The organism is Teichococcus wenyumeiae (genome assembly GCF_003696345.1).
Taxonomy (GTDB): domain Bacteria; phylum Pseudomonadota; class Alphaproteobacteria; order Acetobacterales; family Acetobacteraceae; genus Pseudoroseomonas; species Pseudoroseomonas wenyumeiae.
The window spans coordinates 228,457-241,245 of sequence record NZ_RFLX01000004.1; the positions used below are offsets into that span (position 1 = coordinate 228,457).

Below are 12,789 nucleotides of genomic sequence, written 5' to 3' on the forward strand. Positions count from 1 at the left end.
TTGCGGCGATACCGCCTTATCCGCCGGGTACTTCCACCATGAAGGAATCGCCGGAATGACCGCCATTGCCGACATCATCGCGCGCGAAGTGCTTGATTCGCGCGGAAACCCCACTGTCGAGGTCGATGTCGTGCTGGATTCCGGCGCGGTGGGCCGCGCCGCCGTGCCCTCCGGCGCCTCCACGGGCGCCCATGAGGCGGTGGAACTGCGGGACGGCGACAAGGCCCGCTTCCATGGCAAGGGCGTGCAGAAGGCCATCGCCAATGTCGAGGGCGAGATCTTTGACGCGCTTTCCGGCATGGACGCGACCGAGCAGGTCAAGATCGACGAGACGATGATCGAGCTGGACGGGACGCCCAACAAATCCCGCCTGGGCGCCAATGCCATCCTGGCCGTGTCGCTGGCGACCGCCAAGGCGGCCGCGAACCACTACGACACCCCGCTCTACCGCTATGTCGGCGGCGTCTTCGCCCGCACCCTGCCGGTGCCGATGATGAACATCATCAACGGCGGCCAGCATGCCGATAACCCGATCGACATCCAGGAATTCATGATCATGCCGGTGGCCGCCGGCACGATGGCCGATGCCATCCGCATCGGCTCCGAGGTCTTCGCCAGCCTGAAGAAGGCGTTGCACGACGCCGGCCACAACACGAATGTCGGCGACGAGGGCGGCTTCGCCCCCGACCTGAAGTCGGCCGAGGAAGCGCTGAACTTCATCTCCAAGGCCTGCGAGGCCGCCGGCCACCGCGTGGGCGAGGACGTGATGTTCGCGCTGGACTGCGCCTCCACCGAGTTCTTCAAGAACGGCGTCTATGACATGGAGGGCGAGGGCAAGAAGCTCGACGCCGGTGGCATGGTCGATTACCTGGCCGGCCTCTGCTCCAAGTTCCCCATCATCTCCATCGAGGACGGCTGCGCCGAGGATGACTGGGACGGCTGGAAGCTGCTGACCGACAAGCTCGGCGGCAAGGTGCAGCTGGTGGGCGACGATCTCTTCGTCACCAACCCCGAGCGCCTGCGCCAGGGCATCGAGAAGAAGACCGCCAATTCCATCCTGGTGAAGGTCAACCAGATCGGCTCCCTGACCGAGACGCTGGAAGCGGTCGAGATGGCGCACCGCGCCGGCTACACCGCCGTGATGTCCCACCGCTCGGGCGAGACCGAGGACTACACCATCGCGGACCTCGCGGTGGCCACCAACTGCGGCCAGATCAAGACCGGCTCGCTCTCCCGCTCCGATCGCCTGGCCAAGTACAACCAGCTGATCCGCATCGAGCAGCAGCTTGGCCCGGCAGCCCGTTACGCCGGCCGCACCATCCTGCGGCGCTGAAGCAACAGCCGGGCGCAATTCTGTTGCGCCCGGCACTCCTGCCTTGCGCCCGCCGCAGGGCTGATTTTTACCTGACATCGTGAACGGCCATTCAGAATCGGCCGTGAAAGAGGATGCCGATGCGGGCGATCAAGCGAGTGCTGAGCGTGCTCTTCGTTCCGGCGGTTTTTGCCGGGCTGTGCTGGCATTTCGCCTGGTATGCGGTGCATGGGCCGCGCGTCGGCTCGCTGGCGCGGGAAGCCAAGGCGGCCGAGATCGCTTCGGCCAAGATCGACCTGGCCAAGGCCGAGGCGCAGCGCGACAGCATGGAACGCCGCGTCGCTGGCCTGCGTGGCGACCTGATCGACCGGGACCAGCTGGATGAACGCGCCCGCGCCCTGCTGAACATGGTCGGCAAGGACGAGTTCGTCGCCCCCTACGGCCCCGGCAAGCAGCTTTTCTAGCCCGCCAGTTCCAGCAGTGCCCGCGCGGCGCTGCTGGCATAGCGCTCCCGGTGCCGCAGCGCCTTGAAGCTGCGCGGCGGCAGTGACACCCCTGCCCTCGCCAGCAGCCCTGCGGCCAGATGCGGCGCCGCCGCGCGCTCCGACACCACCGCCGCGCCGCCGCCGCCTTCCACCGCCGCCAGCACTGCCTCGTTGGAGGGCAGTTCCAGCGCAACCTCCACATCGTCCAGCGACAGGCCGAGGCGCGGCAGCAGCACCTCGAAGGCCGCACGGGTGCCGGAGCCGGGCTCACGCATGATCCAGGCGGTTTCGGTCAGCCGGGCATGCGGCACAGGCTCGCCAGAACCCCAGGAATGGTTCAGCCCCACCACCACGATCAACTGGTCCGCCGCCAGTGGGATCTGGATCAGCGCCGGTTCCTCCACCTCGCCTTCCACGAAGCCCAATTCGGTGGAGCCATCCATCAGCGCCTGCACCACGCTGGTGGTATTGCCGGCGGTGACGCGCACCTGCACCCCCGGATGGCTGGCGCGGAAGCGCACCAGCAGCGGCGGCAACCAGTAGCTGGCCACGGTCTGGCTGGCCTGCACCGCCAGCGTGCCGCGCCGGGCGCCGCCCAGTTCCGACAGCACCAGTTCCGCCGCCTGGGCACGGGCCAGTACCCGCTCCGCCTCCGTGCGGAAGATGCGCCCGGCCTCGGTGAGTTCGATCCGCCGACCGACCCGGTGGAAGAGCGAGATGCCATGCCGGTTCTCCAGCGCCCGGATGGCGGCGCTGACGGCTGATTGCGTGAGGTTCAGGGCCTCGGCGGCGCGGGTGACATGCTCACGCTCCGCCACCGCCACGAAGATGCGGAGCTGATCCAGGGTCATGCGCCATCAATCGAATTTTTCGAACGGAATGACAAGAACATCCCGTTGGATTGATAAGTCTCCCTGGCCCAGAAGGTCCCTGAAACGAAACGGTTACCTGCATGTCCTCCGCTGCTACGCGTCCCCGGGACGTCTCCCTCCCCTGGCTCGACAAATCCCGAGAGTTGCTGCCCGGCCTGCTGCTCTGCGCCGCTGTGGTGCTGGTGGCGGAGCTTCTGCAAGCCGCCGAGGTCGCGCTCTTTGGCCGCGCATGGCTGGAAAGCCTGGTGCTGGCCATTCTGATCGGTACGGTCGTGCGCAGCGTCTGGACGCCGCCGAAGCGCTTCAATGCGGGCATCGCCTTCAGCGCCAAGATGCTGCTGGAGATCGCGGTTATGCTGCTCGGCGCCTCGCTCAGCCTGCGGGCGATGCTGGCCGCCGGGCCGGTGCTGTTGCTGGGCATCGCCGCGGTGGTGGCCGTGTCCCTGGCCTTTTCCTTCGGCATCGGCCGCATGCTGGGGCTGCCGACCAAGATGGCCGTGCTGGTGGCCTGCGGCAATTCCATCTGCGGCAATTCGGCCATCGCCGCCGCCGCGCCGGTGATCGGGGCGGATGCCAAGGATGTCGCCTCTTCTATCGCTTTCACTGCGGTGCTGGGCGTGCTGGTGGTGCTGTTGCTGCCGCTGCTGATGCCGCTGCTGGGGCTCAATGAGCTGCAATACGGCGTGCTCGCCGGCCTAACTGTTTATGCCGTGCCGCAGGTCCTGGCTGCCACGGCCCCCGTCGCGGCCCTGAGCGTGCAGATTGGCACCCTGGTGAAGTTGGTGCGGGTGCTGATGCTCGGACCTGTGGTGCTGGGGCTGTCGCTGGTGGCGGGCCGCACGGGTGGCAAAAAGCCGCCGCTGTCGCGGCTGGTGCCATGGTTCATCCTGGGCTTTCTGGCCCTGGCCGGGCTGCGGGCCGCCGGCCTGCTGCCGGAAGCGGCGCTGGGCCCGATCTCCACGATGGCTGGCGTGCTCACGGTACTTTCCATGGCGGCGCTGGGGCTTGGTGTCGATGTGCGGGTGGTGGCCCGGGCCGGCGCGCGCGTGACGGCGACGGTCGTGCTTTCCCTGCTGGCGCTGGGCGCCGCGGCGCTGGGGCTGATCCACCTGCTGCCGCCTGTTTGACGGAACCAGAGCGCCGAGGGGCGGTTATTCCGCCCCTCGGCGCGCAACCGAAGCCGGGGCGCGCGGTTCTGGCTTTATGCTGGCCCTCACCCCTCGCGCCCCAGCCTCCTCAATCCTCCTTCGCCAGGGCGCGGCGGGCGGTCTCGGCCAGGAAGCCGCTGGCCACCGGCAGGACCTCGTCATTGAAGTCGTAATGCGGGTTGTGCAGTTCCCGCCCGCCATCGGCCGGACCATTGCCGATCCAGACAAAGGCGCCGGGCACATGGTGCATGAAGTGCGAGAAGTCCTCGCCCGTCATGGCCGGCGCCATGTCGCGCCGCACTGCCGTCACCGCGCCGGCCGCCGCCGCGGCCATGTCGGCCTCGGCCTTGTGGTTCACGGTTACCGGCACGCCACCCTGGATGCTGGCTTCCGCCTGCACGCCGAAGGTGGCCGAGATGCCTTCCGCCACGCGCTTCAGCCCGTCCCGGATCTGCTGTCCCACCTCCTCGCGGATGTAGCGCATGCTGCCCTGGATCAGCACGCGGGCGGCGATCTGGTTCTGCGCCTCGCCGCCATGGATGGTGGTCAGGCTGACCACGCCGGTATCCATCGGGTCCAGCGCACGGGCGACAATGGCCTGGCAGGCCACGATGGCATGCCCCGCCGCGACAATCGGGTCCCGCGCCAGATGCGGCAGCGCGGCGTGGCCGGCATGACCTTCGATGGCGATCTGGAAGCGGTTGCCAGCGGCCATCACCGCGCCGTCATGCACCGCCACGGTGCCGGTGGCCAGGCCGGGCCAGTTGTGCCAGCCGAAGATGCGGTCCATCGGGAAGCGGCTGAAGAGGCCGTCGCGGATCATGGCCTGGGCGCCACCGCCACCTTCCTCGGCCGGCTGGAAGACCAGCCGCACGGTGCCGGTCCAGCTTTCATCCCGCAGCAGCTCGGCCGCAGCACCCAGCAGGGCGGTGGTGTGGCCGTCATGGCCGCAGGCATGCATCACGCCCGGCACGGTGGAGCGCCAGGGCAGGTCCTTGGCCTCGGCGGCTTCCTCGATCGGCAGGGCATCCATGTCGCCGCGCAGGCCGACGCTGCGGTTGCTGCCGGGGCGGTGCAGCGTGGCCACCACGCCATGGCCGCCGATGCCCTCGTCGATGTCGGTGACACCCAGCTCGCGCAGCTTTTCCACCACGAAGGCGGCGGTGCCACCTTCATTGAGGGTCAATCCGGGGTTGGCGTGGAGATGCCTGCGCCAACGCGTCAATGTTTCGGCAAATACGGAGTCCATGTGCTAGGGCATAGCCCGTAAGCCCATGCGTCTCAAATACAGCCTCCTCCTCCTGGGCCTGGCCGCCCCCGTTGTCACGATCATTCCGGCTTCCGCGCCCGGCCAGGAGACACCACCAGCCCAGGCCCCGGCGCCTGCTGACGCGGTGCGCAGCTATGAGGTCAGCTTCAACAACACCGGCGACGAAGCCCTGAACGCCGCCCTGCGCCGCGCCTCGGCCCTGCAAAATCTGCGGGAAAGCGTGACGGTGGATGCGGATGGGCTGATCGCCCGCGCCATCGGCGATGCCGGCAATCTGCGCGATGCCATGCGATCGGAAGGCTATTACGCCGGCAGCAGCAGCGTCACCCTGGCTGGCGAGCCCCCGGATGCGCCGGGCCTGGCGCAGCGGCTGGCCGCCATGCCGGGCCCGGTGCCCGTGGTGGTGCGGGTGGAGAAAGGGCCGCAATACCACCTTGCCCCCGTGATGCTGCGGGCCGAGCCGGCCGGCGCCTCCCTGGCCGATGCCGGAGAGGTGCCCTTGAAGCCCGGCGAGCCTGCCCGCGCCCAGCCCATCATCGATGCTCAGAACACCTTGGGCAGCCGGCTGCGTGACGCCGGCCATCCCTTCGCCGCCATTACCCGCCGGGTGGTGGTGGACCACGACACGCGCGAGATGGAGGTGACCTTCAACATCACCCCCGGCCCCGTGGCGCAGTTCGGCATGCCTGAGGTCACCGGGCAGAGCCAGGTGAAGGACAGGCTGCTGGCCAAAGTGGTGCGTCCCCTAGCCGGCAAGACCTACAGCCAGGAAGAGCTGAACAAGACCCGCAAGAACCTGATGGACCTGGGCGTCTTCTCGACCGTGCGCGCCCGGGCGGCGGAGCGGCTGGATGAAGGCGGCACCCTGCCCGTCACCTTCACGGTGGTGGAGCGGCCGCGCCGCGCCTTTAGCTTCGGCGCCGCTTATGAGACCCGCTACGGCCCCACCTTCGATGCTTCCTGGGAACACCGGAACCTCTTCGGCGGTGCCGAGAAGTTCCGCCTGGAGGCCGAGATCAACCGCCTTGGCACCGGGGACGGCGTGGGCAACACCGGCGGCAAGGTGGAAGTCAGCCTGACGCAGCCCTGGTTCCTGGGCATCAACCAGACCATCACCTACGACATCGCCGTGCTGCGGGAGAGGCTGAAGGCCTATGACCGTGATGCCTTCGTCGCCTCCATCCTGCTGGAGCGGCCGGTCAGCGAGCATCTGACCCTCTCCTATGGCCCGCTGGCCGAGATCAGCCGCGTGAAGCAGGACGGTGCCACCACCAATTACCAGCTGCTGGGCGCGCTCGGGCAGGTGCGGTGGGAGGATGTGGACAACCTGCTGAACCCCACCCGCGGGCTGCGCGTCACTGCCCTGGCCAGCCCGATCTACAATTTCACGGATAGCGAACTCTTCACTCGCACCCGGCTGCAGGCCAGCACCTATATCGACATGTCCGGCGACAAGGGCAGCATCCTGGCGCTGCGCGGCGTGGTGGGCAGCATCCTGGGCGCCAACAACAACAGCGTGCCGCCCGACAAGCGCTTCTATTCCGGCGGCGGCGGCTCGGTGCGCGGCTACGACTACCAGTCCATTGGCCCCCGCACGCGCAACGACGAGCCGCGCGGCGGACTCTCGCTGGTCGAGGCCAGCGTGGAACTGCGGCAACGGATCAGCGGCGCCTGGGGCATAGCGGCCTTCGTGGATGCCGGCTCGGTGGGCTCGGACCCCACGCCCAAATTCAATAATTTCAAGGTCGGCGCCGGCCTTGGCGTGCGTTACCAGACGATCATTGGGCCCATCCGGGCGGATGTTGCCATCCCCCTGAACAAGGAACCGGGGGATAGCGCCTTCGGCCTCTATATCGGTATCGGGCAGGCTTTCTGATGAAGCGCGTATTGAAGTGGGTCGGCGGCGTTCTGGCCGTCCTGATCCTGTTGCCGATTCTGCTGGTGGGCGGCGTGCTGCTGGGCGCCAATACAGCACCCGGCCAGCGGGCCATCGCCGGGCTGGCGGCGCGCTTCGTCCCCGGCCTGGCCATCGAGGGGCTGAACGGCCCCATTCCCGACAGCCCAGGCTTCGACCGCCTGACCATGGCCGATGCCAAGGGCCCCTGGCTGGTGGTCGAGAATGCCAAGATCAACCTGGACCTGCTGGCCCTGCTGCACCGGGAGCTGCTGATCGAGCGCGTGGCCGCCAGCCGCGTGGCGCTGCTGCGCCTGCCGGAATCCGAGCCCAAGCCGCCCGAGCCGCCGCCCACCGAGCCAACCTCGCTGATCCCGACCCCACCGGCCCTGCCCGTGGCGGTGCGCCTGCGCGCCCTGGACATCGCGCGCATCGAGATCCCGCGTGAGCTGGTTTCCGCCACCGTCGAGGAATCCGGCCCGCCCGAAGGCTTCGCGCTGAAGGCGGAGGGTGATGCCAGCCTGGTGGCGCAGGCCCTGGCGGCGCGGCTGCGGCTGGAGCGGATCGGCAAGCCGGGCGAGCTGACGCTGGAAGCAGGGCTGGACCCCAAGGCGGACCTGAAGCTGAACCTGCGGGTGCAGGAGCCGCCGGGCGGCGTGCTGGCCACCGCCATCAAGGCGCCGGACCAGCCTACCGACCTGAACCTGACGCTGGATGGCCCGGCCAGCGGCGCCGCCCTGCGCGCCGAGGGCACGGTGGGCGATGCCGCCCGCTTCGCCGCCCATGGCACCATCGGCATGAACCCGGACAATTCCGCCCGCATCGCGCTGGAAGGCGACGCCGCGCTGCCGACGGTGCTGCCGCCCCCCATCGCCCAGGCCGAATTCGCGCTGGATGCCAGCCAGACCTCCGCTGGCGGCCTGAACCTGGCAAGGCTCTGGCTGCGCGCCCCGGGCGGCGAGGTCAGCGCCCAGGGCAGCCTGGAGCTGCTGAATGTCGAGGGGCATATCAACAACTCCGCCAGCCTCGGCCCGCTGGTGCCGGAGGTGCTGGGCTGGGAGGCCATCGCGCTGAACGGCAGCATCGCCAACGGGCAGGATTTCAAGCTGCGCGTGGTGCCGCAGGGCCTGCGCCTGCCCGCCCCGGCCGATGCCGCGCTGGGCCCGGCACCAGTGGTGGACTATGCCGGCACCATCTCCCGGATCGACAGCCTGACGGTGGACGGGGCGGCGACGCGGCTGGAAGCCTCCGGCACCTTCGGCGACCAGCTCGACCTCGCGCTGCATCTGGTTGTGCCGGAAGCTTCCCGCATCAGCCCCGAAGTGGCGGGGCCGCTGGACCTGCGCGCCACGGCCAAGGGGCCGATGGCCGATCCGGCAGTCACGGCGCATCTGACCAGCCCTGGCCTGACCGTCGCCGGCCGCCGCCTGGAGGCGCCGGACCTGCAGGTGGAAAGCCCGGCTGTGATGGGCCTGACCGGCAGCGCGCGGCTCAACGCACGCGCCGAGGGCCTGCCCGTGACCCTGGCCCTGCGCGCCGCTGCGGAAGGCACGCTGATCCGTTTGCAGGAAGCGCGCGGCCAGTTCGGCCCAGTGGATATCGCGGCCGACGGCACCTTCGACACCGCCACCACGCTCTTCGACGGCACCGCCTCCGCGAAGTCCGAGAATCTGGCGCCGCTGAGCGCCCTGGCCGGGCAGCCAGTGGCGGGCAAGCTGGATATCGGCGCCAAGCTGGTGCCGCAGGATGGCCGCCAGGGCATCGACGCCCATGCGCGGGTGCAGCAGCTTCAGGCCGCCGGCCAGACCATCGCTGCCGAGCTGACCCTGCGCGGCACCGATGCGGCCCTGGACTTCGCCGCCAAGGCCAGCCTGCCGCAGGCGAATGTGGATGGGCGCGGCCGCTTCTCCCGCGGCGACAACGGCATGCGCTTCGACCTCGCGGCGCTGGACGTGGCGCAGGGGCAGTACGGCATCCGCCTCGCCGCCCCCGGCAGCATCCTGCTGCCGCCCGGCGGCGCGGTGGAAATTCCCGGCCTGCGGCTGGCGGCCCGGCCCGCCGGCAATATCACCGTCTCCGGCCGCTGGGGGCCGGAACGCGCGGACCTGCGGCTGGCGCTGGCCGCCCTGCCCGTCTCGGTGGCCAATCTCTTTGTGCCGGAGCCGCAGTTCGGCGGCACGGTGGTGGGCGATGTGCGCGTCACCGGCCCGACCTCGGCACCCGAGGTGAATGCCGTCATCAACGGCACCGGCCTGACCGTCACCGCCCCCTGGTCGCGCGGCTGGCCTGCCGCCACGCTGCGGGTGGAGGCCACGCGCAACGGCGCCGGTGCCATCCGCGCCAATGCCAGCCTGCGCGCCGGAAGCCTGGCCAATGTCACTGCTGAAGCGAACCTGCCGCAGGGGCCTGGCACGGATGCGCCGCTCTCCGCCACCATCAAGGGCAATGCCGATCTCGCGACCGCCCTGGCGCCCACGCTGGGCGGCGGCGCCAATCAGGTGAATGGCCGCATCGTGATGGATGCCAGCGCCAGTGGCACGCTGGGCGCCCCGCAGCTTGGCGGCACGGTGGACCTCACCAACGGCACGGTGCGGAACCAGCTCTACGGGCTGCGCCTGACCAACATCACCGCCCGGCTGCGCGCCCAGGGTGAGCGCATCCTGCTGGAGCGGCTGAACGCCCGCGCCGGCCGGGGCAGCATCAATGCCCAGGGCTTTGTGGACCCCTTCACCGCCGGCATCCCTATCGAGATCTCCGTCACCGCCCGCAACGCCGAGCCGCTGCAAAGCGAGCTGGTGACGCTGCTGACCGATGCCGACCTGCGCTTCACCGGCCCCTTGCAGGTGTCTCCCGCCCTGGCCGGCACCATCCGGCTGCGCCGCGTCGTCATCAATATCGCGCAGCAGCTTCCCGGCGGCGGCGTCCCCACGCTGGGCGACGTGCAGGAACGTGGCGGTCCTAATTCCCGCCCGGCCACGCGCGTTACGCCGCGCCGCAACGTGGCACCGCCGGCGCCGAACCTGAAGGCCACCCCCGCCGCGCCCATCGCGCTGAACCTGCAGGTGCAGGCGCCGCAATCCATCCTGGTGCGCGGACGCGGGCTGGATGCCGAATTGGGCGGCACTGTTCATATCGGCGGCACGGTGGCCGATCCGGCGCCGGACGGCACCTTCAACCTGCGGCGCGGCACCTTTCAGCTGCTGGACCGGCAGCTGACCTTCAGCAACGGCGCCCTGGTCTTCGACGGTGCCGGGCTGCTGCCCTCGCTGGACTTCACCGCCACGACCACGGTGCAGAACGTGACCATCACCGTCACCATCAGCGGCCAGCCCAACGCGCCGAAGGTGGAGTTCACCTCCTTCCCCGAGCTGCCGCAGGACGAGGTGCTGGCGCGGCTGCTCTTTGGCCGCTCGGCGGACAAGCTCTCCCCCTTCGAGGTGGCGCAGCTGGCAGCCAGCCTGGCCGGCACGGCGGGCGTGCTGCCGGGCGGCGGCGGCCAGGGCTTCCTTGGCCGGCTGGCGAACCGGCTGGGGCTGGACCGCCTCGGCATCGGCAATACCAACGACACCGGTACCGGCGATGTGAACTCCTCCTCGCTGGAAGCTGGCGGCTATGTCGGCAACGGTGTCTATGTTGGCGTCGAGCAGGGGCTGGAGGGCGGACCGCGCGTCGGCGTCGAGGTTCAAGTGACGCCGCGGCTGAAGCTGGAAAGCAGCACGGGCAGCGAGGCGGGGGAGCGCATGGGGCTTTCCTACGAATTTGAATATTAAACCAGGGTCTCGACTTCTGCCGCCATCTGCCTGAAAAAAGGCGATGGCGGGCCTGAGCCGTGCCGGCTCCGGCTCTCCGCCGGCGCATGGCCATCCGTCGCCCTTTCCTCAGATTCGGTAGCCTCCGCCGCACCCATGCGGCCGGAAGGCCGCGCGGCTGGGGAGTGAACAGTTGAGGATTTCACACACCATGCGTGCCTTCGACGGCCAGATGTCCGGCAATCGCCCCATCCAGCGCTCCACAGAGGAGAAGAAGAAGCAGCTGCGCGACCTGAAGGAGGCTCTGGCGGCCCTGAAGCCGCATGCCGCCCCCAGCCTGCGCGAATCCCTGACCGCCAAGATCAAGGCCCTGGAGACCGAGCTGACTCCGCGTCGCTGAAGTTTCGTTGCTACCAGGGCAGCCCGCCGTGCAGCGCCCCGCCGTCTCGCCTATCGCCGCCGCTTCGCTGCACGGCATGGGGATCATGTCCATCGCCACGCTCTGTGGCGCTGGCGTCAATACCTGCTACCGGCTGGCCATTCAGGATGGCATGCCGGTTTCCATGGTGACCTGCGCGCGCGGGCTGATGACCCTGGGCTTCCTGATGCCCTGGTTCCTGCGCGCCAGGCCCTCCGCCCTGGCGACGCGGCGGCCCTGGCTGCATCTGGGCCGCTGCGCTGCGGGCACCGTGACCTTCCTGCTGCAATTGCTGGCCATTGCCTGGCTGCCACTGGCGGATGCGGTGGCGCTGATCAGCGCGCGCCCGCTCTGGGTGCTGCCGCTGGCGGCGCTGCTGCTGCATGAGAAGGTTCGGCGCTCCCGCGTGCTGGTCACCTTGGTCGGCTTTCTGGGCGTGCTGCTGATCGCCCGGCCGGAAGGCGAGTTGTCGCTGGGCACACCCGCCGCGCTGGCGGCCGGGCTGGGGGCCGGGCTGGTGCTGATCACCTTCCGCGCCCTGGCGGCGACCGAGCCGGCGCCACGCGTCATCGCGTGGTACGCCATCGCTTCCGTGCTGTTCTGGGGACCGGTGACGCTTTGGAGCTGGCAGGCGCCCAGCCTCTTCGCGGTGGCCATGGTGGTGATGGGCACCGCCTTCGCGATGGTCATCGACCTTTGCGCCTCCGCCGCCGCGAGGCGGGCGGAGGTGGGGCTGCTGGCACCCATCGAATACCTGCAGATCCCGGCCAGCGCCGTGATCGGCTGGCTGCTCTTCGCGGAGCAGCCAGGATGGGCGTTGCTGGCGGGTGGCCTCATCATGATGGGCGCCACGCTCTATCTGGTGCGGCGCGGCGGCTGACGGGCCTGACTGGCTGTCAGGTCAGCGCATGTTGCCGATGATGCTGGCCCGGCTTTCCTGCATTTTCTTGACGAAGTTCGTCATGACGTCGAAGGCTTCGTTGCGCTTGTTCGACAGCGACTGCAGGCGGAGCATGTCCATCTGCTGTGAGTTACTCAGACTGTGGATATGCCCTTTGGTGGACACGATGGCAGCGTCAATTTCGCCCTTTTCCACCCGGCCATCTTTCAGAATGTCCTCACCGCGGGACAGGCCCTTCAGGATCTCGCCCACGGTGGACTCCCGATCGCCAACCGAGACCTTGGTTTCCAACGCGATGGACGTGTGGGCACTTGCATCGCTCCCGAACTTCGAAGCGACCGCGTTCAGTTGGCCCAGTTCGCCGTTCGCATGGGCGACGGCGTCGTTCCTGGCCTGAACGCCTTCGATCTGCGCCTGAAGCTGGGAATCCAGGAGTCGCACGCGCTCGCTCTGCACAGTCATCAGCGCCGTTTCAAGATCCATGTTTTGCAAATTCATCTGGTTCACGCCAGTGAGACCGGTTGTCCCATTGCCGCCGGAAACCTGATTCAGATCCTCTTCGGAAAGCTGGGTCAACTTCGTGTTGTCGCTCATGGTCGTCCCTTCGAAGAAAGCAGAAATGCTGGCCTTCGAGAGCGAGGGATCAGGCGTTCCGCGAGCTATCCATAGCGGCCAGTGCGGCCGCATGCGCTTCCAGCGGCCGTTCTGACCTTAAGCGTAACTATAATCTGGCCGCAACA

Annotated in this window: 10 protein-coding genes; 7 read left to right on the forward strand and 3 right to left on the reverse strand. The window is 68.8% G+C overall.

The features are described 5' to 3' along the window. Window positions 1-55: 55 nt before the first annotated feature. A complete protein-coding gene (eno, locus tag EBE87_RS08365; protein WP_120638035.1) occupies window positions 56-1,333 on the forward strand; it encodes a phosphopyruvate hydratase in 1,278 nt (425 codons plus the stop codon). Window positions 1,334-1,452: 119 nt separating this feature from the next. Next, window positions 1,453-1,776, forward strand: coding sequence for an FtsB family cell division protein (locus EBE87_RS08370; RefSeq protein WP_120638036.1), 324 nt, complete (start codon window positions 1,453-1,455; stop codon window positions 1,774-1,776). Here EBE87_RS08370 and EBE87_RS08375 read toward each other — a convergent pair. Then, a complete protein-coding gene (locus EBE87_RS08375; RefSeq protein ID WP_120638037.1) occupies window positions 1,773-2,648 on the reverse strand; it encodes a LysR substrate-binding domain-containing protein in 876 nt (291 codons plus the stop codon). The genes EBE87_RS08370 and EBE87_RS08375 overlap by 4 nt on opposite strands. Window positions 2,649-2,749: 101 nt before the next feature. Between EBE87_RS08375 and EBE87_RS08380 the strand changes: the two genes are divergently transcribed. After that, on the forward strand, window positions 2,750-3,796 hold the full coding sequence (locus EBE87_RS08380) for a YeiH family protein (RefSeq protein WP_120638038.1): 1,047 nt from the start codon (window positions 2,750-2,752) through the stop codon (window positions 3,794-3,796). Window positions 3,797-3,905: 109 nt separating this feature from the next. Here the strand turns inward: EBE87_RS08380 and EBE87_RS08385 are convergent, their stop codons facing one another. Then, window positions 3,906-5,066: an amidohydrolase gene (locus EBE87_RS08385; protein WP_120638039.1), complete on the reverse strand. Its 1,161-nt coding sequence runs from the start codon at window positions 5,064-5,066 to the stop codon at window positions 3,906-3,908. Between the two features lie 25 nt (window positions 5,067-5,091). On the opposite strand from EBE87_RS08385, the gene EBE87_RS08390 reads away from it, so the two are divergent. The 4 genes from EBE87_RS08390 (at window position 5,092) to EBE87_RS08405 (ending at window position 12,028) form a co-directional block, all read left to right on the forward strand. Beyond that, window positions 5,092-6,963: an autotransporter assembly complex protein TamA gene (locus EBE87_RS08390; RefSeq protein ID WP_120638040.1), complete on the forward strand. Its 1,872-nt coding sequence runs from the start codon at window positions 5,092-5,094 to the stop codon at window positions 6,961-6,963. After that, window positions 6,963-10,751, forward strand: a complete 3,789-nt coding sequence (locus EBE87_RS08395; RefSeq protein ID WP_147426037.1) for a translocation/assembly module TamB domain-containing protein — start codon at window positions 6,963-6,965, stop codon at window positions 10,749-10,751. The genes EBE87_RS08390 and EBE87_RS08395 overlap by 1 nt, the downstream gene beginning before the upstream one ends. Before the next feature lie 190 nt (window positions 10,752-10,941). Continuing rightward, window positions 10,942-11,130 carry a hypothetical protein gene (locus EBE87_RS08400; RefSeq protein WP_120638042.1) on the forward strand — a complete coding sequence of 63 codons (189 nt, stop codon included), beginning with the start codon at window positions 10,942-10,944 and terminating at the stop codon, window positions 11,128-11,130. 28 nt (window positions 11,131-11,158) lie between these two features. Then, on the forward strand, window positions 11,159-12,028 hold the full coding sequence (locus EBE87_RS08405) for a DMT family transporter (RefSeq protein WP_233553174.1): 870 nt from the start codon (window positions 11,159-11,161) through the stop codon (window positions 12,026-12,028). Between the two features lie 21 nt (window positions 12,029-12,049). Here EBE87_RS08405 and EBE87_RS29360 read toward each other — a convergent pair whose 3' ends face one another. Beyond that, window positions 12,050-12,643: a hypothetical protein gene (locus EBE87_RS29360; RefSeq protein ID WP_199707313.1), complete on the reverse strand. Its 594-nt coding sequence runs from the start codon at window positions 12,641-12,643 to the stop codon at window positions 12,050-12,052. Window positions 12,644-12,789 lie beyond the last annotated feature (146 nt).

Coding starts and splice junctions, on each gene's coding strand:
- EBE87_RS08385 (WP_120638039.1), bottom strand. CDS start 5,066: ATGGACTCCGTATTTGCCGAAACATTGACGCGTTGGCGCAGGCATCTC.
- EBE87_RS08375 (WP_120638037.1), bottom strand. CDS start 2,648: ATGACCCTGGATCAGCTCCGCATCTTCGTGGCGGTGGCGGAGCGTGAG.
- EBE87_RS08400 (WP_120638042.1), top strand. CDS start 10,942: ATGCGTGCCTTCGACGGCCAGATGTCCGGCAATCGCCCCATCCAGCGC.
- EBE87_RS29360 (WP_199707313.1), bottom strand. CDS start 12,643: ATGAGCGACAACACGAAGTTGACCCAGCTTTCCGAAGAGGATCTGAAT.
- EBE87_RS08370 (WP_120638036.1), top strand. CDS start 1,453: ATGCGGGCGATCAAGCGAGTGCTGAGCGTGCTCTTCGTTCCGGCGGTT.
- EBE87_RS08395 (WP_147426037.1), top strand. CDS start 6,963: ATGAAGCGCGTATTGAAGTGGGTCGGCGGCGTTCTGGCCGTCCTGATC.
- EBE87_RS08380 (WP_120638038.1), top strand. CDS start 2,750: ATGTCCTCCGCTGCTACGCGTCCCCGGGACGTCTCCCTCCCCTGGCTC.
- eno (WP_120638035.1), top strand. CDS start 56: ATGACCGCCATTGCCGACATCATCGCGCGCGAAGTGCTTGATTCGCGC.
- EBE87_RS08390 (WP_120638040.1), top strand. CDS start 5,092: ATGCGTCTCAAATACAGCCTCCTCCTCCTGGGCCTGGCCGCCCCCGTT.